General features: G+C 69.6%; 15 protein-coding genes. 13 read left to right on the top strand and 2 right to left on the bottom strand.

Translation table 11 applies throughout. The annotated features are described in order from the left end of the window. Positions 1–23 precede the first annotated feature (23 nt). The 6 genes from PV646_RS25540 to PV646_RS25515 are packed head-to-tail and all read left to right on the top strand — an operon-like array spanning position 24 to position 12,664. Entirely contained in the window at positions 24–4,832 is a 4,809-nt protein-coding gene (locus PV646_RS25540; RefSeq protein WP_500344716.1) for an amino acid adenylation domain-containing protein, read from the top strand. Further along, on the top strand, positions 4,829–8,059 hold the full coding sequence (locus tag PV646_RS25535) for a non-ribosomal peptide synthetase (protein ID WP_500344715.1): 3,231 nt from the start codon (positions 4,829–4,831) through the stop codon (positions 8,057–8,059). The genes PV646_RS25540 and PV646_RS25535 overlap by 4 nt, the downstream gene beginning before the upstream one ends. After that, positions 8,056–9,378, top strand: a complete 1,323-nt coding sequence (locus tag PV646_RS25530; protein WP_500344714.1) for a condensation domain-containing protein — start codon at positions 8,056–8,058, stop codon at positions 9,376–9,378. Before PV646_RS25535 ends, PV646_RS25530 begins: the two co-directional genes overlap by 4 nt. After that, entirely contained in the window at positions 9,372–10,103 is a 732-nt protein-coding gene (locus tag PV646_RS25525) for a thioesterase II family protein (protein ID WP_500344713.1), read from the top strand. The genes PV646_RS25530 and PV646_RS25525 overlap by 7 nt, the downstream gene beginning before the upstream one ends. 22 nt (positions 10,104–10,125) lie before the next feature. After that, a complete protein-coding gene (locus tag PV646_RS25520) occupies positions 10,126–11,373 on the top strand; it encodes an ATP-grasp domain-containing protein (protein WP_500344712.1) in 1,248 nt (415 codons plus the stop codon). Then, positions 11,360–12,664, top strand: a complete 1,305-nt coding sequence (locus PV646_RS25515) for an MFS transporter (protein ID WP_500344711.1) — start codon at positions 11,360–11,362, stop codon at positions 12,662–12,664. Before PV646_RS25520 ends, PV646_RS25515 begins: the two co-directional genes overlap by 14 nt. Positions 12,665–12,734: 70 nt before the next feature. Here the strand turns inward: PV646_RS25515 and PV646_RS25510 are convergent, their stop codons facing one another. After that, the gene (locus PV646_RS25510; protein ID WP_500344710.1) at positions 12,735–14,123 is read right to left on the bottom strand and encodes a KamA family radical SAM protein; all 1,389 of its coding nucleotides are present in this window, start codon (positions 14,121–14,123) and stop codon (positions 12,735–12,737) included. A 130-nt stretch (positions 14,124–14,253) separates the two neighbouring features. Here PV646_RS25510 and PV646_RS25505 point away from each other — a divergent pair, with 130 nt between their 5' ends. After that, entirely contained in the window at positions 14,254–14,718 is a 465-nt protein-coding gene (locus PV646_RS25505) for an FxsA family protein (RefSeq protein ID WP_500344709.1), read from the top strand. Next, a complete protein-coding gene (locus PV646_RS25500) occupies positions 14,715–15,275 on the top strand; it encodes a GNAT family N-acetyltransferase (protein ID WP_500344708.1) in 561 nt (186 codons plus the stop codon). The genes PV646_RS25505 and PV646_RS25500 overlap by 4 nt, the downstream gene beginning before the upstream one ends. Here PV646_RS25500 and PV646_RS25495 read toward each other — a convergent pair. Continuing rightward, positions 15,272–15,667, bottom strand: coding sequence for an SsgA family sporulation/cell division regulator (locus tag PV646_RS25495; RefSeq protein ID WP_500344707.1), 396 nt, complete (start codon positions 15,665–15,667; stop codon positions 15,272–15,274). The two genes, PV646_RS25500 and PV646_RS25495, sit on opposite strands and share 4 nt — an antisense overlap. 103 nt (positions 15,668–15,770) lie before the next feature. Between PV646_RS25495 and PV646_RS25490 the strand changes: the two genes are divergently transcribed. The 5 genes from PV646_RS25490 to PV646_RS25470 all read left to right on the top strand — a co-directional run bounded on the left by PV646_RS25490 (position 15,771) and on the right by PV646_RS25470 (position 24,372). Further along, complete coding sequence (locus PV646_RS25490) at positions 15,771–16,730, top strand: TIGR03885 family FMN-dependent LLM class oxidoreductase (RefSeq protein ID WP_500344706.1); 960 nt, start codon at positions 15,771–15,773, stop codon at positions 16,728–16,730. Next, complete coding sequence (locus PV646_RS25485) at positions 16,727–18,229, top strand: alpha-amylase family protein (RefSeq protein WP_500344705.1); 1,503 nt, start codon at positions 16,727–16,729, stop codon at positions 18,227–18,229. Before PV646_RS25490 ends, PV646_RS25485 begins: the two co-directional genes overlap by 4 nt. Positions 18,230–18,265: 36 nt before the next feature. Continuing rightward, a complete protein-coding gene (locus PV646_RS25480) occupies positions 18,266–21,751 on the top strand; it encodes a P-loop NTPase fold protein (protein WP_500344704.1) in 3,486 nt (1,161 codons plus the stop codon). A gap of 70 nt (positions 21,752–21,821) precedes the next feature. Beyond that, complete coding sequence (kdd, locus tag PV646_RS25475) at positions 21,822–22,832, top strand: L-erythro-3,5-diaminohexanoate dehydrogenase (RefSeq protein WP_500344703.1); 1,011 nt, start codon at positions 21,822–21,824, stop codon at positions 22,830–22,832. A 55-nt stretch (positions 22,833–22,887) separates the two neighbouring features. After that, positions 22,888–24,372: an amidohydrolase gene (locus PV646_RS25470; protein WP_500345085.1), complete on the top strand. Its 1,485-nt coding sequence runs from the start codon at positions 22,888–22,890 to the stop codon at positions 24,370–24,372. Position 24,373 lies beyond the last annotated feature (1 nt).

The raw sequence follows: 24,373 nt of genomic DNA, 5'->3' as shown, positions 1-24,373 counted from the left end.
GTTTGGTCTCTGGGGGAGAGCAAATGATCGAGAAGATTGCGGGCGGCTGGTCCGGTGGTCCTGCCGTCGCCGGCGATCGGACTGTGCTGGATCTGCTCGCGGACGTCGTGCGTGAGAACGGCGACGCTGTCGCCGTCATCGCGGCCGGTGAGTCGCTCACGTACGCACAGCTGCAAGACAAAGCGACGAGTGCGGCAGCAGGACTGCGAGAGCGCGGCATCGGCCGCGGTGACGTCGTCGCGTTGCACATGACCCGCGGCTGCGCAGCGGTCGTGGCGGCGCTGGCGGTGTTGCACGCGGGAGCCACCTACCTCGCGCTGGATCCGTTGTTGCCGCTGGGACGGCTTCGGATGCTCGTCGACGACGCGCTGCCGGCACTGGTGGTCACCGACGGCGAGTTCGACGCGGGTGTGCCGTCCTGCCGCCTCGAGGATCTGTCCGCTGAAGCGCGGCTGAGCGCACCGGCACCGGCCGACGTGGCCTATCTGATCTACACGTCGGGTTCGACAGGGCGACCCAAAGGTGTGCTGGTCCGGCACGACGGACTGGCGAACGTCGCCGTGGCGGGTGCTCGTGGGTTCGGGCTCGCGAACGGCAAGCGAATGCTGCAGGTCGCGTCGTGGAGCTTCGACGCCGCGGTCTGGGAGATCTTCATGGCGCTCACCTCGGGCGCGACGCTCGTGGTGGCCGACGTCGAGGAGCTCGACACCGTGCTGACCAACGGCAGCGTGGACGCGGCACTGCTCACTCCCACGGTGGCGTCCTGGCTTCCGGCCGATCGCCCGATCACCTTGGAAGCACTGGGTTTCGGCGGTGAACGCTGCGGCGCCGAACTCGTGCGCCGCTTCGCCTCCGTCCCCACGCTGCTCAACTGCTACGGGCCCACCGAGGCGAGCGTGTGCGTCGCCATCCACCGGTGCGACCCGAGCGACACCACGCCACCGGTCGGGCCTCCGCTGCCGGGCGTGCGCGCGTACGTGCTGGACGAGCAGGGAAATCCGGCTCGCAGTGGTGAGCTCTACCTCGGCGGAACGGCGGTCGCGGCGGGCTACCTCAACCGCGACGAGCAGAACCGGCGGGCGTTCCTGGCCGATCCGTTCGCCGAGGGTGCGCGGATGTACCGCACCGGCGACCTGGCCGAGGTCGCGCCGGACGGTGTCATCACCGTGCACGGTCGCGCCGACGCCCAGGTGAAGATTCGCGGTGTCAGGATCGAGCTCGGCGAGGTCGAGGCCGCGATCGCGGCCCAGCCGGGCGTGACGCAGTGCGGCGCCGAGGTGGTCGACGGCAGGCTGGTCGCCGCGATCGTTCCGCCAGGCGTCGACGGGGACGCGATCAGGCTGCGCTGCAAGGAGATACTGCACCCGGCGATGGTGCCCGCGGCGGTCGTCGCGCTGGACGGCCTGCCGCTGCTGCCGAGCGGCAAGCTCGACCGTCCGCGCCTGCGTGAAGTGATCGCGGCGAGTGCGTCCACAGTGGAGCGGAAGGTCGATGTCGAGTGGACGGATGACGTCGAGCGCGTCGTCGCGGAGATGTTCACCGAACTCTGCGGAGCGGCGCCGTCGTCCCGTGACGACGATCTGTTGTCGCTGGGCGGCCATTCACTGACCGCCGCCCGGATCTCCGCCCGGCTCCGGCAGCGGTTCGGCGTCGTGGTGCCGATGTCGGCGATCCTGCGCGAGTCCACCGTGCCCGCTGTCGCGGCGGCGGTGCGACACCGGCAGGCCACGCCACTGCACCTCCCCGAGCGCTCGGAACCGGTGTCCGGCGACAAGGAGCTGTCCTTCGGCGAGGAACGGCTGTGGTTCCTGTGGACGGTGGAACCGCGCAGCAGCGCCTACTGCGTTCCGATCGACGTGACGCTGAGCGGGCCGCTGGACGTGGCACGGCTGCGGCAGCGCACCGCGGAAGTGCTCGCACGGCACGAGCTCCTGCGGTCTCGCTACGTGCGGAACCCGGACGGCGTCCCGATGCGGCGTGCGGACGGTGCGCCGCCTCAGGTCGGCCACGTCGATCTGTCCGATGCCTCCGATCCGCGGCGCGCATCCGACGAGTGGGTGGCACAGGCCGCCCGCGAACCGTTCGACCTGGAGCACGGGCCGCTCGTGCGCGCGACGGTGCTGAGGCTTGCCGACGACGAGCACCGGCTCGTCCTGTGCCTGCACCACATCGTCTGCGACGGCTGGTCGAACGTGGTGCTGGTGGAGCAGATCATCGCGGCCCACACCGGCCGCGAGCCGGTCGAGCCGGCCGCGACCTACCAGGACTTCGTGCGCTGGCAACGTGACCAGCTCACGTCCGGGCGGATCGACGAGCTGTCCGCGTTCTGGCGCGACTACCTCGGCAGCGCGCCGACAGCGCTGACCCTGCCCGCGTCTGGCATCCGTGCGGACGCGACGTCGACCCCGGCCGGCTCCCTGCGGATCACCGTCCCCGCCGCGACGACCGGGCGGCTTCAGGAGTTGGCAGCCCGGCACGGCGCGACGACGTTCCACGTGCTGCTGACCGCGCTCACCTCGCAGCTGTTCAGGCTCACCGGACAGCAGGACGTCGTGGTGGGCAGCATCGTCGGCGACCGGCCGTTGCCCGAACTCGAGTCGGTGGTCGGCTTCTTCGTCGACACCGTGCCGATCCGGGCCACGTTCGGCGCTGACTTGACCGTGGGACAGACGATCGCCGCCGTGCGAACGTCCGCGCTCACCGCGCTCGAACACGCGGAGCTGCCCTTCGACCACGTCGTCCGTGCCGTGGACCCGCCTCGGGTGCCGGGGATGAACCCGGTGGTGCAGGTAGCTCTCAACGTGCTGAACACGCCCGATGTCGAGGGCGGCATTCCCGGCGTGCGGACCGGGATCCGCTTCGAGACCGGGCCGGAGAGCAAGTTCGACCTGGCCGTCTACGCCGAGCCCGGTGCACGTGAGCTGGGCCTGCACTGGGTCTACCGCACGGACCTGTTCGACGCCGACAGCGTGCGCGAACTGGCCGAGCAGTACGTCGCCGTGCTGGAGCAGTTCCTCGACGACACGCGACCGCTGGGAGAACTGCGGCTCGACTCCGAGGCCAGGCGGGAACTCGCCGCGGAGAGCGCGGAACCACCCGCTGTGTGCGACGTCAGTTCCGCGACGGCGTCGTTCCGGCGTGCGGTCGCGGCTGATCCGGACCGGATCGCCGTGCGGTGGCACGGTGACCTGACCTACCGCGAACTGGCGGAGCGGGTCGACGAACTGCGCCGCGGGCTCGCGGACAGCTGGCTGGACCAGACCACGAGCGTGGTGATCGCCGCACGGCGCACGCCGGACCTCCCGGTCGCCGTTCTGGCCCTGCTGGAACACGGTGTGCCGTTCGCCGTCGTCGATGCCGCGCTGCCGGAAGCCGCTTTCGCCGCGCACCTCGAGACTCTGCGGCCCGCCGCCGTGCTGACCGGTCTGTCGTTGCGGCTGTGCGACGGCGGGGTGCCGGTGCGACCCGGGGTGGCGTACCTCGCGCACACCTCCGGCACGACCGGCCGTCCCAAGGTCGTGCTGGGCACGCGAGCCTCCCTGGACCGGCACGTCGGGTGGGAGACGTCCACGTTCGGCATCACCACGGCCGATCGGTTCGCCATGCTGTCGGGCTTGATGTACGACCCGTGCCTGCGCGACATCCTCGTACCGCTGGCCAACGGCGCGACGCTGTGCATCCCGGAGGACGACTTCGGCGCGGACGGCCACGCACTGAGCGACTGGTTGCGCCGTGCTCGGGTGACGGTGTGGCACACGACGCCAGGACTCCTCGGCGCGGCCACCGCCGGTGCGAACGGTGCCGTCGACGACCTCCGGCTGATCATGAGCGGGGGAGATCGGCTGCACGGTGCGGACGTCGCCCGCGCCACGCAGGTCTTCCCGCGCGCCCACGTGGTGAACGTCTACGGCACCACCGAAACGCCGCAGGTGATGAGCGCGCAGGACGCGACGGGTGAGTCGCCCGGCGTCGTCGCGCTCGGCGTGGGCACACCGACCAGCAGGCTCCTGGTCCTGGACGACCGGAGCCGGCTCGCCGGCACGGGAGAAGTCGGCGAGATCGTCGTGCAGAGCCACTACCTGTCGCTGGGATACCGCGACGAGCAGAACGACAGCGCCTTCGCCGCCGCGGGTGTCGTCGCGGGCGAGATCGCCGGACCGTTCTACCGCACCGGCGATCTCGGGTGGCGCGACGCGGCGGGGGACGTGCACCTGATCGGACGGCGCGACCACCAGCTCAAGATCGGTGGCGTGCGGGTGGAACCGGGCCACCTGGAGCACGTGCTGTCACAGCACGACCAGGTCGTCGCGGTGGCGGTGCGCGCGACACCCCGGCTCACCGCGTTCGTCGTGTCCTCCGTGGACACCGATGAACTGCGACGGCACGCAGAACGGCACCTGCCCGCAGGGCTCGTGCCGGAAATCGTTGCGGTGTCGGAGCTCTGTTACAACCGCAACGGCAAGCTGGACGTCGAGCGGACCGCCGAGCGCGCTGTGGGCACCGGCGTCCACGAGGAGACGTCCGAGCCCGAGACCGAGATCGAGCAGCGGCTGGCCGGCCTGTGGTCGGAGATCCTGCAGAAGCCGGTCGTCACACCGGCTGCCGACTTCTTCCGTCTCGGCGGGCACAGCCTGCTGGTGACCAGGATGCTGGCCGCCGTTCGCGCCGAGTTCGGCGTGGACGTCGGGTTCCGCGACTTCTTCACCGCGCCCACCGTGCGCAGACTCGCCCACCTCGTCGAAGCCGAGCTGATGTCCGATCTGGACGAAGCAGAACTCGCGCTGCTCGACGACGACATGTTCACCAACGACGCCTGGGGGCCTCGTCCATGACCGACCTCGCCACGAAACTCGCCAAACTGCCCAAGGACAAGCGCGAGGCGTTGCTTCGCAGGCTCGCCGCGGGCCGCTCGGCGGAGCCCGTTCTCGGACCGCGCACGTCCAACGCGCCGGTGCCGGCAGCGGTGCAACAGCAACAACTCTGGTTCATCGACCGGATGGACCAGCAGGCCGCCGCCAACAACCTCGCCTACGTCTGGATCCTGCGAGGCCGGCTCGACGTCGACGCACTGCGGGCCGCGCTGGCGTCGGTCGTCGGCCGCCACGAGAGCCTGCGCGCCTCGCTGGTGGCGGGCGATCCGGTGGACCTGCGGGTGGCCGACGACCTGGACTGGCGGCTCGACGTCGAGGACCTCACCACCGCGGACGATCCCGAGGCCGCGTTCGCAGTGCTGGCCGACGAGCTGCGCGGATGGCGGTTCCGGCTCGACAGGTCCCCGCTGTTCCGCGCCGTGCTGGCGAGGACCGCCGAAGACGAGCACCGGCTGATCTGGGTGGTGCACCACATCGCGTGGGACGCGGGCTCCGTCGGCGTGTTCCTGAACGACCTCTCCTCCGCGTTCAACGGTGCCGGGCTCGCGCGGCCGGAGCTGAACTACCGCGACTACGCGGCCTGGCAGCACGCCCGGCTGAAGAGCAAGCGCGGGGCACTCGCGAAGTGGTGGCGCGACCAACTGCGTGACTGCGCTCCCACCGAGCTGCCGACGGACCACGCCCGGCCGGCCGAGCAGACGTTCGGCGGCGACGCGATCAACGGCGTGCTGCTCGAAGGTGCCGCGCTGGAACGGTTCCGGCGACTGTGCGACGAGCAGCGGGTGACGGCCTACATGGCACTCGTCGGCACGTTCACGCATCTGCTGGGCCGGTGGACGCGCACCGAGGACGTCCTGATCGGCTCGCCCTTCGGCCTGCGGCCCGATCCCCGGCTGGAGGACAGCGTCGGCTTCTACGTCAACATGCTGCCGATCAGGTGCGCCGGCGGTGGTGAGCGCAGCCTGCGCGACCAGCTCACCGCGGCGCGGGAGAGCGTGCTGGACGCGATCGACCACCGCGAGCTGCCGTTCTCGGAGATCGTCGCGGCGGTCAACCCTCCGCGTGACCTGTCCCGCACGCCGTTGTTCCAGATCGAGCTCGCGTACGAGGCCGACACCGTCGACAGCTTCGGCATCGGGTTCGACGGACTGGAGTTCGCGCACCAGAAGCTGCACGACGGGGGATCCCGGTTCGACCTGTCCCTGATCGTGCGCGACGCGGGGGACCGGCTCGGCTACACGGTCGAGTACAACCCGGACCTCTTCCAGCAGGAGACGATCCAGTCGCTCGTCGACTCGTTCCGCGTGCTGCTGGACAACGCGACGGCGCGACCGGACGTTCAGCTGAACGAGCACGACCTCGTCACCGCACAGCAACGAGGCGAGCTGGTGCGACTGGCCGACGGCGGTGCGGCGGACGAGTTCGCGCCGACGGTGTGGGACTCGTTGCTGCGTCACGAGACCGAGCGTCCGGACGCCGCAGCTGTCGGCACGCTGACCTACGCCGAGCTGACCGCGCGGTCCAGGGCCGTCGCCGCACGGCTCGCCGCACTGGGCGTCGGGCGGGGCGACCGCGTCGTGCTGCTCGCCCGTCAGTCCGAGGACGCCGTGGTAGGCATGCTCGGCACGCACCTGCTCGGCGCGGCGTACGTTCCGCTGGACGTCGACGCGCCGGTCTCCCGGCTCCGTCAGATCGCCGACCAGGCGACGGCTTCGGCGTGGCTCGTCGGTGAGACCGAGGTCTTCGAGCGACTCGAGCGGGCGCACGTGCCGTCCGTCGAGATCACGTCGTGCCACACCGGCGAGTTCGGTGGTCTGCCACAACCGGACGACTCCGCCTACGTGATCTTCACGTCCGGCACCACCGGCAACCCCAAGGGCGTCGAGGTGCCGCACAGCGCACTGGCCCACTTCTGCGCGGAGATCAACCGGGCGTACCGCATCGGGCCCGGCGATCGTGTTCTCGGGTTCGCGCGGCCGAGTTTCGACGTGTCGGTGTTCGAGGTGTTCGCCACGCTCGCCGCGGGCGCCACCCTGTGCCTGCCGGATCTGGACACCCGCCGTGATCCGGCGCTCCTGGGCGAGTTCCTGCGTGCCGAGCGGATCACCGTGGCGGAGCTGCCTCCCGCGTTGATGCCGCAGCTCGACCCGGACCTGCCCGATCTGCGGCTGGTGTCCGTCGGTGGCGAGGCGTTCCGCGGCTCGCTGGTCGCGGAGTGGGCGAGTGCGGACCGCGAGTTCTGGAACGGCTACGGCCCGACCGAGACCACGGTCGCCGTGACGCTCAAGCGCTGCGAGGGGGAGTGGAAGGTGAATCCCCCGATCGGCAGGCCGATGCGCGGTTACCGCGCCCACGTGGTGGACGCGATGATGCGGGCGGTGCCCAGGGGAGCGGCCGGTGAGCTGGTCATCGCCGGTCCCTGCGTGGCGCTCGGGTACCTCGGGGATCCGGAGCAGACCGCACGCGTGTTCGTCGCCGAGCCCGGTGCGGACGGGGAACGCGCCTATCGGACCGGCGACCTGGTGCGCTGGCGGGGCGACGACGACCTGGACTTCCTCGGCAGGGCCGACCGGCAGGTGAAGATCAACGGGTTCCGGGTCGAGCTCGCCGAGGTCGAGCGGGCGCTCACCGACCACGAGTCGGTGACCCGCGCCTGCGCCGCGGTCTTCGACGTGCCGGAGCTCGGCCGGATCATGGTGGGCTTCGTCGTCGGCAGCGATGCCGAGGACGCCGAGGTGCTGCGGCACGTCGGCGGTCTGCTGCCGCGCTACGCGGTGCCGGCGCGGCTGGTGCGGGTCGACGACATCCCGCTCACGCCGAACGGGAAGGTCGACCAGACCGCACTGGAACGGTTGCTGCGGAAAAACCTGACGACACAGCCCGTCGCCCAGCCCGTGCGCGAACTCACCGAGACCGAGCGGATCCTGGTCGAGGAGGTGATCGGGCCGGTCCTGCTGCGCGCGGGTGTCGACCCCGACATCAGCTTCTTCGAACTGGGCGGGAACTCGCTGCAGGCCACCCAGGTCACCGCGTCGATCTCGCGGCGGTTCGACGTGGGCGTCACGATCGGCGAGTTCTTCCGCGACCCCACCGCCCGTGGGCTCGCCGTCCTGGTCGACGGCAAGGAGAAGCGGTCGGACAAGGCGGGGAACCGGCTGCACGCGCTGCTCGCGGAGGAGACGCCGTGAACGACGTCGATCTCGACCAGCTGTCCGAAGAGGACCTGCTGCTCCTCGCGGAGCTGCTCGGTGACGAGTACCCGGTGACGGCGGCGCAGCAGGACATGCTGGACTGCGCGAGCGCACACCCCGGCAGCGTGGCGGCGGGCATCCACCTGGCTTTCCGCATCGAGGGCGCCGTGTCGGTCGAACGGCTCAGGGCCGCGCACGACGCCCTGCTCGAGCGGCATCCCGCGTTGCGGACCACCTTCCGCGAGGACGCCGGGCGGTGGGTCCAGGCCGTGAGTGCCGACACGGCGTTCCCCTTGACGTTGCGCACCACCGACGAGGCGGACGACGACGTCGTGCGAGCGGCGCTGAGCAGGCATCAGACGGACAGCTTCGACCTGCGCGGTGGTGGGGCTCTCGCGCGAGCCGAACTGCTCATGGCGCGGCGAGGGCCGCACCTGCTCGTGTGGTCGTTCCACCACGCGGTGGTGGACGGCTACTCGCTCGGGCTCATCTGGGACGACTTCGCCGCCCGCTACAACGGGCACGTCGACGAGCCGGTGCCGACACCGTTCGGCGAGTACGCGGAGTGGCAGCGGGAATGGCTGACCGGCCCTGAAGCCGAGGAACAGCAGGGACGGGTGCGGGCCAAGGCTCTTCCCGCTTCCTCGCCGTGCACCCGCAGGGTCTCGGATCCCGACATCGGCTCGCTGGACATCGTCGTGCCACCCGACCTGCACGAGGCGATCACCCAGCTGGGCAAGGAATCCGCCACCACCACGCACATGATGCTGCTCGCCGTCTACCGGCACGCCGTTGCGGCGGAGGGGCTTCTGGACAGCGTCGCTCCGGTCTGGACGCCGCTCGCGGGACGGACGGACCCGCGGTTCTCCCGGACCGTGGGCATGTTCGCCAACGCGCTGCCGGTGTACGGAGGCGCGCATGCGGAGTCCACTGTGGACGCCGCGATGAGCGAGGTGCGGGAAGGCTGCATCCTCGCCATGGAATGCCAGTCGGTGCCGCGCCGCCGGCTCGACGACCTGCCGGTGCAGGCCTTGTTCGCGTTGCAGAACACGGCCAGTGGCAGCGGTGTGCTCGCGGGGAGCACGACGTCCCTGGTGCGCCCGGCCGGCGTGCCGCAGGTGGCTCCGATCCTGGAGTTCTACAGCCCGGCGGACCGGTTGTTCCGCACGGCGCTGTCGTTCGGTTACCGCGGTGGTGGCCTTGCCGGCGTGCTGGAGTACGACCGGGCGGTGGTTCCGGACGCGGTGGCTCAGGCGGTGGTCGCGCGGTTCGGCGAACTGGTGCGGCGGCTGGTGAACGGTGATGTCGCGTGGTAGTTCGCACGCGCTGGGTGCGGGCGATGCGCGAGCAATGGCATCTGCCGATGGCGCGGCTCGTGGTCTTCCCGCACTCCGGCAGCGGTCCGAGCAGCCTGCAGCGACTGATGGACAGGCTGCCCGCGTGGGTTGATCTGCGCGGCGTGGTGCTGCCGGGTCGTGAGCACCGGATCGATGAGGATCCCCGGACTCGGCTGGACACCGTGCTGGAATCTGTGGACCGGGAGCTCGCCGATCTGCCCGCGGTGCCGACCGTCCTCTTCGGACACAGCTTGGGCGCCCTGCTCGCCGCGCTCATGGCGGTGCGCGCGCCAGGGCGGGTGACCGGCGTGGTGCTCAGCGCACAGCCGCCGATCGCCGTCGACCCGGTTGGCGACGTGCTGACCGTGGCGGGGCTGACGCCGGCGGAGTTGCTGGACGCGCCTGAGTGGAGAAGCCGGCTCGACGCGTTGCTGCAGGCAGACGGTGAGCTCGCGGCCGAAGCCCGGCAGAGTCTTGCGGGCACGCGAATCCCGGTGCGGACGAGAGTTCTCGGTGGGACCGGGGATCCGCTGGTGCCGGCGCGGTCGTTGGACGCCTGGCGATCGCATGCGCGCACGGTGCCCCGGTTGTTCGACGGCGGGCACTTCTACCTGATCGAGGACGCCGTTGTCGGCGCGGTCGCGGACGAGCTCACCTCGGTGCTGAGGAACGCGGCCGCCGGTGTGGAGGCGTGGACCGGATGAACCAGATCTCACGAGGAGAACGATGACAGCCCGGCCCCGCATCGCCATCGTCGATGCCTACTCGTCCGCGCACAGGATGGCACCGGAGTTCCACGCCGCCGGATTCGACGTCGTGCACGTGCAGAGCACCCCGGCCATCCCGAAGGTGTACTCGGCGTCGTTCCAGCGCGACGACTTCGTGGACAACGTGGTGCACGAGGGCGACTTCGAGCACACGGTGCGGCAGCTCGAGAAGCACGAGCTCACCCACCTCATCGCCGGTATCGAGAGCGGCGTCGAACTGGCCGACGAGCTCAGCGAGCGGCTCGGTCTGAGGTCGAACGGCACCGAGCTGAGCGAGGCGCGGCGGGACAAGCACCGCATGATCGAGACCGTCCGGGCCGCGGGTCTGCGTGCCGCTCACCAGATCCGCACCGCGGACACCGACGAGCTGGCCGCCTGGCACGCCGAGGTCGGCGGCCGGATCGTGGTGAAGCCGTTGAAGAGCGCGGGAAACGACGGCGTGTTCTTCTGCGACTCCCCGGAGGAGTCCGTTGCCGCACTGCGGTCGATCCTCGGCGCGGACAGTGCCCTGTCCACCCGGAACGTCGCTGTAGTGGCGCAGGAGTACCTGCACGGCATCGAGTACTACGTGAACACCGTGAGCCTGGACGGCAACCACCGCGTCTGCGACATCTGGCGCACGAGCCACGTCTCCGCCAACGGCGTGCTGGACCTCCTGGAGGGCTCGTACCTGCTGCCGCGTCGGGGTGCGGTGCAGGACGCGTTGGTCGAGTACGCGTTCGGAGTGCTCGACGCGCTGGGCATCCGGCACGGCCCGGCACACATGGAGGTCAAGTTCACCCCGGACGGGCCGGCGCTCATCGAGGTCGGCGCACGGGTGTGCGGCGGCGATCTCCCCAACCTGGCACGGCACGCCGTCGACGGTGGCCAGCTGGAGTGGACCGTGCAGGCCTACGCCCGGCCTGAGCAGTTCCTCGCCCGACACTCCGACGACTACCGCGTCGAGCGCCACGCGGCGTGCGTCGGCCTGGTCTCCCCGGTGCGGGGACGGCTGCGTTCCTACCGCCACCTCGACCGCGTCGAGCGGATGGAGAGCGTGCGGGAGATCAAGGTGTTCGTGAAGCCCGGCGACCAGCTCGTCGAGACGGTCGACGACTTCACCTTCCCCGCGGCGATCTACCTGCTGCACGACCTGGAAAGCGTTGTCATGCGGGACTTCGCCACGATTCGCCACCTCGATGGAGCGGCCTTCTATGAAGTCGATTGACCGCACGAACGTCCACTACCTGATCAGCCAGGTCGCCTACGGCCTGGCCACCGGGACGTTCGACATGTTCTACAACCTGTACCTCCGCGAGGTGGGCATCGAGGCCGGCCAGATCGGCACGATCATGATGGTCGGGTTCATCGTCATGGCCGTCTCCGTCGTGCCGCTGTCCTGGCTCGCTGACCGGGTCGGGCAGCGCAGAACGATGCTGTGGACCAGTTTCGGTCTCAGCGTCACGATGATCCTGTTCCCGTTCACCACGTCGTTCGCCGGCAACCTGGTCCTGTTCTCCGCCGCGAACATCTTCTCCCCGGTGATGCTCGCGACGGTGACAGCGCTGGTCGCCAGGAACAACCCGGCCGAGGAACAGCGGTTCGCCATGTTCCGCTGGGGGTTCGTGTGGTTCCTCGCGAGTTCGGCGCTCGTCAATCTGCTCGGCGGCAGCCTGGTCAGGTGGACCGGCAATGACGGCTACCAGGGACCGATGATCGTCGCCGCGCTGCTCGGGCTGGGAATCGGTCTGGCACGCATCGGGATGAGGGAACGCCCAGCCGTCCGGACGGAGGCGGTGCCGGCGGCGGACGAGGACGTCCCGCGGCCGAGGGTGTGGCCGGTGGTCGCTGTCGCCGCGTGTGTCGGAGCGTTCTCCGTACTGGGTGTGCGGTTCTTCAACCTGCTGGTGACCGGCATGTTCGACGTCTCGGTCGACGTCCTCGGCTACCTCATGGCGCTCGAACGGATCACGAGCGCCGTCGCGGTGCTGGTGCTCGCACCACTGCTCAAGCGCGTCGGCCCGGTCGCGGTCACCGGCGTGGCGCTGATCCTCGTCCTGCCGCTGCAGATGTGGGGCATGTTCAGCGCCAGTGCCGCTGCTTTCATGGTGCCGTACCTGCTTCGGCAGGGCGTCCACTACTCGCAGATGCCGGTGCTCGACCTCGTCACCAACCGCGACGTGCCCAACGCCAGCAAGGGTTTTGTGAACGGCGCGCAGAAGTTCGGACTGTTCGCCGGCAGTGGTGTAGCGGCCCAGTTGTACGGCTTGCAACTGGCGGAGGGCGCGTACCAGGCGACGTTGCTGATCTCCGGTGCCTGCGCGGTCGTCGCCGGCGTGCTGTACCTCGTGTTCTTCCTGAAGCCGGTCGCCCAGCGCGGTCACGACCCAGGCGACGAGCACCGCGACGCCGACGCCCGCGCAGAGCGTGCTGGTGCCCGCGGCGGAGACGTCGGTGAACGATGCGGCGGCGGCGGAGGTGGGGAGAAAGCGCAGGACGGAGTCTCCGCTGTCGGGTAGTGAACAGGCAAAACATACCGATGAGGCCGCCTTCGGAAGATGTCCCGAAAACGGCCCCGTCGGTGACCTGTCAGGTCTGGTCAGCCCACCGCTTCTGGCCGGCCGCGCCAAGCGTGGAGATCGGGTCGTAGTAGGGGTAACGGCGATCCAACGCCTCGGGATCTTCGAGCTCGATCCCGGTCCGGTAGTTCTTGGTCCAGTAGGAGATCCCGAGCTCACGGTCGTACTCCGCGAGCTGGTGCACCCACCGCTTCCCGACGTACGGCACGTCGCACACGATCCGTGGCGTCGCGTAGCCGGGCAGGTAGCCCATGATCGCGTGCTGCAGCTCCTGCGCCTCCCACACCGACACCCGCCAGTGCTCCGCGTTGGGGATCATGTCGCACATGTAGAAGTAGTACGGCAGGATGTTCGCTTCCCCTTGCAGCGCAAAGCAAAGGTCCAGCAGGTCGTCCGACGTGGCGTTGACGCCCTTCATCAGCACACCCTGGTTGCGCACGTCCCGCACACCGACCTCGAGGGCCGTACGAGCTGCCTCGGCGACGAGAGGTGTCACGGACTGGGCGTGGTTCACGTGCGTGTGGATCGCGAGGTTCACGCCACGGCGTGAGGCCGTGCGGGCCACACGCTCCAGGCCCTCGACGACGCGCGGCTGCAACCAGTGCTGCGGCAACCCCGCAAGGGCCTTGGTGGCCAGGCGGACGTCGCGGACCGTGTCGATGTCCAGCAGGCGCATCAGGAACGACTCGAGCTGCGGCCACGGCACGTTCGCCACGTCGCCGCCGGAGACCACGACGTCGCGGACGCCCGGGGTCTTCTTCAGGTACTCGATCATCTGGTCCTGGCGGTCGACCGGCTTCAGCGAGAGCTTGTGCTTGTCGATCAACGGCGTCGAGTTGCCGACCAGGTCCATGCGGGTGCAGTGCCCGCAGTACTGCGGGCAGGTCGACACCATCTCGGCGAGGACCTTCGTGGGGTAGCGGTGGGTCAGGCCCTCGACCACCCACATCTCGGCCTCGTGCAGCGAGTCGCGCTGGGAGTGCGGGTGCGACGGCCAGTTCGGGTCGCGGTCGGACGAGACCGGCAGCATGTAGCGGCGGACCGGGTCGGCCAGGAACGCCTCGGTGAAGGCGTCGGGAGAAAGTTCGGCGTCGACCGCCATCGTGTTGAACATCTGCGGCGGGATCAGCATCGACATCGTCGCGAAGGCGTCCATGTCCTTGGCGAGGTCGTCGTAGAACCGGTCGGTCAGCAGGTCGCCGGCGACCTTGCGGAGCTGCTTCACGTTCTTCACGCAGTTCACCCGCTGCCACTGGGCGTCCCGCCATTGCGCCTCGGTCACGTGGGACCAGCCGGGGAAGCGTCGCCAGTCCGGCTCGACCAGCTCCCGGCGGACGTACGTGTACGGCTGGCGGTCCAGCCGCTCCAGCGCCGTGGGGGCGTCGTGCAGCGCGGTCATCCGTACTCCTCAGCGTCGAGGTCGCGTAAAGATATCCTGTCATATCGCTAGCGCGCCGTAAATATTTCAGCTCCAGCGCTGGTGGAAGATGGGTCGGGAGCAAAGACGGGCCGTCGTGCGTTCAACAGGCATGCCCCTCTTCGCGCTGCTGCTGCTCGGGATGTTCGCCGAGATCGCGGTCATGGTCGCCGTCGGCAACGCCATCGGCGGGCTCTGGATGATCGCGTTGCTCCTGCTCGGCACCCTCGTCGGACTGTCGCTGGTGCGCCGGCAGGGCGCGCAGACGATGGCCGCGTTCCGCGAGGCGGCGTTCCAGCGCCAGCAGCCCCACCAGGAGATGGCGGACGGCGTGCTGATCGCGGCGGCCGGTGCGTTGATCATGGTGCCCGGCTTCATCAGCGACGTGGCCGCGTTGTTCCTGCTCTTCCCGCCCACGAGGAAGCTCGTGAGCCGCCGGATCGCGCGCAAGGCGGAGGCGGCGGCGCTCAAGTTCGAGCACGAACGCCGCTTCGGCGCCGGTCAGGTCGTCGAGGGCGAGATCATCGACGTCGACGCGGGTCCGGTCGTCATCACGGAGCGGCGCGAGCTCACGTGATCCGCGCGTACCGGCCCGCCGACCTGGACGCGCTGTACGACGTCTGCCTCGACACCGGCGACGGCGGCCTGGGCGTGCGGCACCTGTTCGACGACCCGCGCCTGATGGGCCACGCCTACGTGGGCCCGTACGCGGCGTTCGAGCCCGACCTGGTGTTCGTGGCGGAGGACGACGAAGGGGTGTGCGGGTACGCGCTCGCGGCGTCCGACACGGAGGCCTTCGAGGACCGCTGCGACCGCGACTGGTGGCCTGACCTGCGCGTCCGCTACCCGATGACGGCGAGCCCGAACCGGATCGTGCAGCAGATCCACCAGCCGGTCCGCGCCGATCTGATGATCACGAGGGACTATCCGGCGCACATGCACGCGAACCTGCTGCCCCGCGCGAAGGGCAAGGGATTCGGCGGCACCCTCGTCCGCAGCGTGCTCGAACGCCTGGAGAAGGGCGTGCATGTGCACGTGCGGCACCACAACACACACGCGATCGGCTTCTGGGAGCACCTCGGTTTTCGCGTGGTCGACTCCGCGGACAAGCTCGTCCTGGGGCTCCGTCTCTAGCCGAGCAGGTCCTTCATCAACAGGTCGAAGTCGAGGACCTCACGCCCGGCCGGCACCGCCGCATAGGTGGAGTCGAGGAACCGCTCCAACTCGGCCGCCGACAGGTGGAACACCGCGTGCGAGTCCTCGGTGAACAGTTCCAGCACGAGCACGTCGCCGTCGCCCGGCCGCAGCCGCACGTCCCCGAGCCCGGTCGGCGACAGCAGTCCGTCGGCGAGCAGTTCGCGGCCGACGAGCCAGATCGACTCCTGGTCCCGCGCCTGAAAACGCAAGGTCACGGCATGCGGATCGTCGGAACGATATTGGAGGTCGACGCTCATGGGCTCGACCGAGCCGTCCGGCCTGACGAACTGGACGACCGTGGCTGTGCCGACCCGAGTCTCGTTGAACATCGCTGTTCCTCCTCCGCGGTGAGGGTGCTGCACTCAACACGGATGCCGTTCGGAGTCGGTTCACCACTTTTCCGAAACTTCTTCGCTGGGTACCTGAAGGCTCATGACGGTCTATGGCATCCACGCGTCCCACGAGCAGATACACCCCACTGAGCTGCTGACCGCCGTGCGCAGGGCCGAGCAGGCCGGGTTCGGCGCGGCGATGAGTTCGGACCACTTCTCGCCGTGGAGCGCCCGCCAGGGGCAGTCGGGTTTCGCCTGGTCCTGGCTCGGCGCGGCACTGCAGGCCACCGAACTCCCGTTCGGCGTGGTCACGGCCCCAGGCCAGCGCTACCACCCGGCCATCACCGCGCAGGCGATCGGCACGCTGGCCGCGATGAACCCCGGCCGGTTCTGGGCCGCGCTCGGCACCGGCGAGGCCAGCAACGAGCACATCACCGGTGACGGCTGGCCCCGCAAGGACGTGCGCACCGCACGGCTGCGCGAGTGCGTCGACGTGATCCGCGCGCTTCTCGAAGGCGAGGAGGTCAGCCACGACGGCCTGGTCACGGTCGACCGGGCGAAGCTCTGGACGCTGCCCGACGAGGTGCCCCTGCTGATCGGTGCCGCGGTGAGCCCGGCGACCGCACGCTGGTGCGCCGAGTGGGCCGACGGGCTGATCACCGTCAACGCGCCGCCCGAACGTCTGCGCGAGGTCGCGGACGCCTATCGGGACGCCGGCGGCAAGGGCAAGCTCCACCTGCAGATGCACCTGAGCTGGGCCGAGGACGAGGACACGGCTCTCGCGATCGCGCACGAACAGTGGCGCAGCAACGTGTTCCGTCCGCCCGTGTGCTGGGACCTCGAACTGGCCGAGCACTTCGACGTCGTCTCCGAGCACGTCACGCCCGAAGCGGTCGCCAAGGTCGTCAACGTGTCCGCCGACCTCAAGTGGCACGCCGAGAAGCTGCACGAGTGCGCCGAGCTGGGCTTCGAGGAGATCTACCTGCACCACGTCGGCCAGGACCTGATCCCGTTCGTCGACGCGTTCGGCGAGCACGTGCTGCCGGAGGTGACCGCGTGATCCGCACGTCCGACGTCTGGTGGAAGAACGCCGTCCTCTACTGCCTCGACGTGGAGACCTTCTCCGAGGAGGGGTTCCGCGGCGCCACGGAACGCATTGACCACCTGCACGCGTTAGGCGTCACGTGTGTGTGGCTGATGCCGTTCTACCCGACGCCCGAACGCGACGACGGCTATGACATCACCGACTTCTACGGCGTCGACCCACGGCTGGGCTCGCTGGGCGACTTCGTGGAGTTCGTGCGTGCCGCACGGGACAGAGGCATGCGCGTGATCGCGGACCTCGTCGTCAACCACACGTCCGACCAGCACCCGTGGTTCCACGACCCGGACAAGCGCGACTGGTACGTCTGGGCCGACGAGCCGCAGGAGGACGGGCCGCAGGGCATCACGTTCCCCGACAAGGAGAACAGCCTCTGGGAGTACTCGGAGGAGGTCGGGAAGTACTACCTGCACCGCTTCTACAAGCACCAGCCCGACCTCAACGTGTCCAACCCGGAGGTGCGCGACGAGATCGCCCGCATCATGGGCTTCTGGATGGAGCTGGGCCTGAGCGGGTTCCGCGTCGACGCCGTCCCGTTCCTGCTGGAGCACAACGACCCCGCGGACGCCGTCGCGCTGCCCGACCCGCACGACTACCTGACCGACCTGCGGGCGTTCCTCAACCGCCGCAACGGCGAGGCCGTGCTGCTGGGCGAGGTGAACCTGCCGTACAAGGACACGATGGCCTTCTACGGCCAGGGCGTCGGCGACGAGCTGACCATGTGCTTCGACTTCGTCGGCATGCAGGCGATGTACCTGGCCCTGGCCCGGCAGTCGAGCGGTCCGCTGGCCAAGGCCCTGCAGGAACGGCCGGAGCCACCGCGCGACGGCCATTGGGCGACGTTCGTCCGCAACCACGACGAGCTGACGCTGGACAAGCTGCCGCTCGACGAACGCCAGGAGGTCTTCGACGCCTTCGGCCCCGACAAGAAGATGCAGCTCTACGGCCGCGGCCTGCGCCGGCGGCTGCCCGGCATGCTCGACGGCGACCAGCGCCGCATCCGCATGGTCTACAGCCTGCTCTTCACCCTGCCGGGCACGCCGGTGCTGTTCTACGGCGAGGAGATCGGCCTGGAGGAGGACCTGTCGCTGGAAGGCAGGCTCGCGGTCCGGGTACCGATGGACTGGGACGCGGCGGGGGAGCAGCGCCACGACCCCGACTCGTTGCTGACCTGGATGCGGCGAATGGTCGAGTGCTACCGGGAGTGCCCGGAGCTGGCCTGGGGCGCAGTCCAGGTGCTCGACGTCGGTGACCCGACCGTGTTCGCCCACCGCGCCGACTGCGACGGTGGCGCCGTGATCGCCGTGCACAACCTCACGGACCAGGAGGTCACGGTGCGGGTGCCTGCGGAAGGGATGCTCACGAACGTGCTCACCGGCAAGGACCTGAAGCCGGCGAAGATCGGGGCCAAGGTCGACCTCGCGCCCTACGACTGCCGCTGGTACCGCGTGAGGTAGCGAAACGGCACCGTTGGGCGACAAACGAACATGCCCGTGCCAGTGCCCGACACACCCGCCTCGATCGACCAGCTCGGCTTTGACCGGTTCGCCGTGCCGTTCGCCCGGACCATCGCGGCCACCGACAGGTCCACGACACCGTGGACCATCGGCGTCTACGGCGAGTGGGGCAGCGGCAAGACGACGTTCCTGAAGCTGGTCGAGAAGGAGTTGTCCGGGTTCCGGGTGCGCCCGATCTGGTTCAACGCCTGGAAGTACGCGCGCGACGACAACCTTTGGGCGGCGCTGATCGAGAAGATCGTCGCGGAGGCCCGCCGGAGCGTGCCCTGGTACCGAGCGCCGGACGTGCGCCTGCGAATCTGGCTTCGGTCGATCGACTTCGGCGCGGGGTTCTTCGAGCTGTTCCGCAAACTCGGGGCGATCGCCATCAAGGTCGTCATGCTCGCCGTGCTGATCCTGATGGCGATCAGCCTCGTCCCGGTCGCCGGAAACCCGGTGACCGGGTGGCTCGTGGGCAACCCGCTGCTCGACTCGCCCTGGAACCGTGTGCTGGTCGGCGTCGTCGCGGCACTGGGCACGAAACCGGAAGCGCTGCTGAAACTGTTCGACGTGAAGCTCGGCGCGGACTTGGGCGCGTTCCGCCGCAGCCGGGCCCACCGCTCACAGGCAGCGCTGCTGGACGACTTCACCGCGGAGTTCCAAGGCGTGCTGGAGGTGGTCTACCGCAAGAACCCGCTGGTCGTGATCATCGACGACCTGGACCGGTGCCTGCCGGAGCAGACCTTGCAGATCATCGAGACGGTCAAGCTCGTGCTGGATGAGCCGGGCTGCGTCTTCCTGCTCGCGGTGGACCGGGAGGTCATCGAGCATGCGATCCGGGTCAAGTACAAGGACCTGCCCTCGGTCGGAGAGCTGGGCGAGACGTTCTTCGAGAAGATCGTGCAGTTGCCCTACTCGCTGCCGCCGCCGGCGGAGGGCCGGGTGGAGTCGTACATCCGCAGCATCTCCTCCGACGAGGCGGTGCTGGCGTGCCTGCCGATCCTGCGCGGCACCGCGCCCTACAACCCCCGGCGTATCAAGCGCAGCGTTCAGGCCTTCACGATGCTCAGGGGAGTGTCCGCGGACCTCGCAACGGTGCCTTCCGTGCTCGCCAAGCTGGTGATGCTCCAGGCTCAGTTCCGGCAGGTGTACCGGGAGGCCGTCAACGACCACGCGTTGCTCGCCCAGTTGGAACAGGTCTACCGGCAACCGGAGTTGGAAGTCGACGACGTGCTGAGGGGCCGCGCCGACCAGTTCGCCGAGCGCTATCCGGGGTTGAAGGCGCTGTTCCGCGTGCGGTTGAGCGCGGAGGATACGTTCGCCGAGGTGCCGGTCGAGTCCTACCTGTCGATCGTCGACACTGTCGTCGTGGCGGAGGAACCCGAGCAGGAACCGGGACCGCGCAGCGTCCTGGTGAGCTGCATGTCGACGGACTACGCCTGGGGGGAGCGGCTCGGGCGGTTCCTGCGGGACGCGGGCGAACACGTCCTCATCACGACTCCGGGACAGCCCATCACCAAGCCTTTCCACCGCGTGATCGCCGTGTGGTCGCGGAATTCCACGGGATCACCGGCCGTGGAGCGCCTGTGGGCGGACGCCGTGTCCAAGGGCGTTCCGTTCCTGGCGGTGCGGGTCGACGGCGCCACGCCGTCCAAGTTCCTGCTGGGCAGGGATTCGCTGGACGTCGTGGACATGGACGACAGGGACGTCAAGTCGGCGCTGCTGGCGCGCCTCGGCTACACACTGCGAATGCCGGTGTTGCCGCATCGGTGGAGCAACGTTCCGGATCCTCCCGACGACCTCGTGCATCGCCACGAGCAGGTGGGGCCGCTGGACGAGCGGATCACCGCACTCGTCGGCATGCCGGGCGCGGGCAAGACGATGCTCGCGTTGCGGTACGCGGCCGACCACCGCGGCGACTATCGGATCGTGTGGCGATTCCGGGCCAAGACCATCCTCGGCGACACCGCGCTGCTGGCGGACCGGCTCGGGGTGCAACCGCACGAAGTGGTGCGAGAACTTGCGAACCTCGGAACGTTCCTGCTCATCTACGACGGCTTCGACGACGTCGGCGCGACGAAGGCGTTGTTCCCCGGAGGCGGCTCGGGGAAGGTCATCGTCACGTCCCGGAACCGCGACTGGGCAGAACACGGCAGCATGGTCGAAGTGGGGCCGCTCTCCAGGGAGCAGTCCGTCGCGTTCTTGGATGTCGAGAACGCACGTCTGATCGCAGAGGAGGTCGGTGACCTGCCGCTCGCGCTCGCCTGCGTGAAGTACGGGATGCGAGATGCGCACTACCCGCGCTCGGTGAAGGAGCGCACGCTGTCGTTGGTCGGCGTCCTGTCGGATGCCTTCAAACAGCTTGACCGGAAGAACACCGCCGCCTGCTCCGTGCTGCGCGCCTTGTCGCTCCTCGATCCGTCGCCGATCGCCCACGACCTCCTCAGCCGTGTGGTAACCGGCACCGAGCAGGAGTTCGACGAGGCTGTCAGAGAGCTCGCCCGGATGTCGATGATCAAGGTTCTACCCGACGGTTTCGATGTGCACCCGGTCATCCGCGATTTCGCGCGCGACACGATGAGCGGGCCGGCCCTGATCTCGTCGCTGATGGAACGCCTGCCGGTCTCTGGCGACAGGCAGGCACTCGAACAGCTGCGGCCCCACGTCCGGGCGTTGACGGAGCGAGCTCAGGCCGCCCCGGCAGAGGCAGCGAACTTCCTGGTGAGGGTCGGGCGGGGCTGGCTCGCCGTCGGTGGATGGCACGAAGCCGGAAGGTGCGCGGAGGACGCTGTCCGGCTGGATCCGGACAACGCGTCGGCAGTGGCGTTGCGCGAGGACACGCACGGGCGCACCGTAGTCCTGTTGGGAGAGCCACGAGCCCAGCTGGCTGACCAGCTGCGGACGGCGTTCGGCAAGGAGCGCTTCGAGGTGGTGGGTTCGGGCGATCCAGTCGAGTCCCTGATCACCTCCCGGCATCCGATCGACTGCGTCGTCGCCGTGACCGACGATGCGACTGGGCCGACCTTCACGCTGCAAGCACAGGTGAGCCTCGCCCGTTCGGTTGGCGTCGCCCACGCGGTCGGCGCGGTGATGCGGCACCCCTACGCCAAGAGGACCTCGGAACTCGATCTGAGCGCTGACTATCCCGACGCGTTCGTGGTGAGGCCGGACTCGGGGGAGAAGGTCCTCGAACTGGCACATCTGATCCGGCAGATGGTGTTGCGGCGGTCGATGGGTCAGGTCGGGCCGGTCCCGTGCACACAGTTCCAAGCTGTGCTCATGGCGCGTGAGGGCACGCAGCCCTCGTCGGTGGACATCAACTTCGGCGCTGCGCACGACACGGCGTCGGTGCGCGTGCTCACCGGGAACGCCCCACGCACGTCGGTGGCGGTGTTCGAGCTGGGCACACCCGTCTCGATCACGGTGGGAACGCGGTTCGACAGCGACCTCGGCCGTGGGGTTGTCACCCGGATCTCCGAGTGATGCTTGCGGAATCTTGACGCTTCACGTGAAGATATTGTCGAGACAGCGTCGTCGACCGAAGGATTTTCGCGTGAGCGCGTACGGACTGCACCGCGTCATCGAGCCCGCCGGCGTTCTGCCGCAGCAGGCCTGGCGGCTCGACGCGGAGCCCGTGCCCGCCCCCGACGAGGTGATCGTCGCGGTCGAGCGGCTCAACCTCGACGCGGCGTCGTTCCGGCAGCTCAGGGAGCAGCACGGCAGCGGCGCGGCGGTCCGGCAGGCCGTGCTCGACATCGTCGGCGAGCGCGGCAAGATGCAGAACCCGGTCACCGGCTCGGGCGGCATGCTGCTCGGCACCGTCCTCGAGGTGGGGCCGGAGTCGCCGCTCGGGCTGAAGGCGGGCGACCGCATCGCGACGCTGGTCAGCCTCACGCTGACGCCGCTGCGGATCAACGACGGCCTGCAGGACTGGGACGGCGAGGACGAGCAGGTGCCGTGCCGGGGGACCGCGGTGCTGTTCGGGCGGTCCATCGCGGCCGTGCTGCCGGACGACATGCCGAACGAACTCGCGCTGTCCGTGCTCGACGTGTGCGGTGCACCGGCGCTGACCGACCGTGTGGTGCGCAAGCACCCCGGTGGGTCCGTGCTGGTGCTCGGCGGTGGCGGCAAGTCCGGGTCGCTCTCTCTCGCGGCCGCGCGTCAGGCCGGTGCGTCGCGCCTCGTCGCGTTGGTGCCGACGGAACGTGAGGCCGCGCAGGTTCTTGAGTCCGGCCTCGCGGACGAGGTCGTGATCGCGGACGCACGCAACCCTGTCGCCGTGGCCGAGGCCGTGGGCAAGCAGGTCGACGTCACGGTCGTGTGTGTGGACGTGCCTGGGTGCGAGCACGGCGCCATCCTCGCGACGGCCGACGGTGGCACCGTGATCTTCTTCTCGATGGCCACCTCGTTCAGCGCGGCCGCCCTCGGTGCGGAGGGTCTCGCGGCGGACGTGGAGATGATCGTCGGCAACGGCTATGTGCCTGGTCACGCCCAGTTCGCGTTGGACCTGGTCCGGAGCCGGGCGGGTGTGCGGGCCCTGTTCGAACAACGGCAGACTGCGTGACGTGAGTACGCAACTTTTGGTCGGCGGCCGCATCTACGCACCGGATGCGACGGCGATGGCCGTCACGGACGGCGTCGTCGTGTGGATCGGACAGGACTCGGTCGGGCACGCGCTGCACCCGGACGCCGAGGTCATCGAGCTCGGCGGGGCGTTCGTCGCGCCCGCGTTCGTCGACGCGCACGTGCACGCCACGTCCGCCGGCCTGCTCCTGACCGGCCTCGATCTGACCCGCACGACCTCCGCGGACGAGGTGCTGCGGCAGGTCCGCGACGCCGAGGGCCCCCTGGTGTGGGGTCACGGGTGGGACGAGACGCGCTGGCAGGAGAACCGTCCGCCGACGCGCGCCGAGATCGACGAGGCCGCCCAGGGCAAGACGGTGTACCTGTCGCGCATCGACGTGCACTCGGCACTGGTGTCGTCGGACCTGGTCACCGATGAGGCCCGCACGGCTGATGGTTACTCCGAGGACGGTCCCCTCTCACGTGCGGCCCACCACCTTGTGCGCGGCACGGCGAAAGCCGCCATCACGTCCGAACAGCGCGAGGCCGCCCAACTGGCGTTCCTGCGTCACGCGGCGTCGAAAGGCATCGCGTCCGTGCACGAGTGCGCCGGTCCGGACATCTCCGGCGAGGACGACCTGCGTGAACTCCTCGCGCTCACCGAAGGCCCCGAGGTGGTGGCCTACTGGGGTGCCCACGAACTGCCGGGCGTCACGGTCCGCGGCCTCGCCGGCGACCACTTCGTCGACGGCGCGATCGGTTCCCGCACGGCCGCGCTGACCGAGCCCTACGCCGACGCGGAGACGTCCGGAGCGCTCTACCTCGACGGCCGCCAGATCGCCGACCACCTGGTCAAGTGCACCGAACTGGGGATCCAGGCGGGGTTCCACGTCATCGGCGACGCGGGCATGGCCGCCGTGATCGAGGGCTTCTCCCAGGCGGAGAAGATCCTCGGCACCCCCGAACTCGCCTCCGCCCGCCACCGCCTCGAACACGTCGAGATGGTGTCGAGGGAACAGGCGGAGAAACTGGCCGGGTGGGGTGTCATCGCGTCCGTCCAGCCGCTGTTCGACGCGGAGTGGGGCGGCCCGACTGGCATGTACGCCCAGCGGCTCGGCGCCGAGCGCGGTGTGGGGCTGAACCCCTTTTCGCGGCTCGCGGCCGCGGGCGTGGTGCTCGCGTTCGGCTCGGACACCCCGGTGACCGCGATCGAGCCGTGGGCCGCGGTGAAGGCCGCCGTCCACCACCGGACCGACGGCCACGGCGTCTCGCCGCGGGCCGCCTTCACCGCCCACACCCGCGGCGGCTGGCGTGCGGCGGGCGTGGACGACGGCCTGACCGGCACCCTGCAGCCCGGCGCCCCCGCGACGTACGCGGTGTGGGAGACCGGTGACCTGGTCGTCGCCGGCAGCGACGCGCGGGTGCAGCGCTGGTCGACCGACCCGCGTTCGGGCGTGCCCGGACTGCCTGATCTCACCGGCCCCGCGCCGGTCTGCGTGCGCACCGTGCTGAACGGCCGGACGATTTACGAAAGGAAGTGAC

This window comes from Streptomyces sp. ID05-26A (genome assembly GCF_033794685.1).
Taxonomy (GTDB): Bacteria; Actinomycetota; Actinomycetes; order Mycobacteriales; family Pseudonocardiaceae; genus Lentzea.
This window is presented reverse-complemented; position numbering and strand designations above follow the sequence as displayed.

Excerpts from the sequence above, each read along its gene's own strand:
- PV646_RS25535 (WP_500344715.1), top strand. The coding sequence starts at position 4,829 with ATGACCGACCTCGCCACGAAACTCGCCAAACTGCCCAAGGACAAGCGC.
- PV646_RS25515 (WP_500344711.1), top strand. The coding sequence starts at position 11,360 with ATGAAGTCGATTGACCGCACGAACGTCCACTACCTGATCAGCCAGGTC.
- PV646_RS25520 (WP_500344712.1), top strand. The coding sequence starts at position 10,126 with ATGACAGCCCGGCCCCGCATCGCCATCGTCGATGCCTACTCGTCCGCG.
- PV646_RS25490 (WP_500344706.1), top strand. The coding sequence starts at position 15,771 with ATGACGGTCTATGGCATCCACGCGTCCCACGAGCAGATACACCCCACT.
- PV646_RS25510 (WP_500344710.1), bottom strand. The coding sequence starts at position 14,123 with ATGACCGCGCTGCACGACGCCCCCACGGCGCTGGAGCGGCTGGACCGC.
- PV646_RS25495 (WP_500344707.1), bottom strand. The coding sequence starts at position 15,667 with ATGTTCAACGAGACTCGGGTCGGCACAGCCACGGTCGTCCAGTTCGTC.
- PV646_RS25505 (WP_500344709.1), top strand. The coding sequence starts at position 14,254 with ATGCCCCTCTTCGCGCTGCTGCTGCTCGGGATGTTCGCCGAGATCGCG.
- PV646_RS25470 (WP_500345085.1), top strand. The coding sequence starts at position 22,888 with ATGGCCGTCACGGACGGCGTCGTCGTGTGGATCGGACAGGACTCGGTC.
- PV646_RS25540 (WP_500344716.1), top strand. The coding sequence starts at position 24 with ATGATCGAGAAGATTGCGGGCGGCTGGTCCGGTGGTCCTGCCGTCGCC.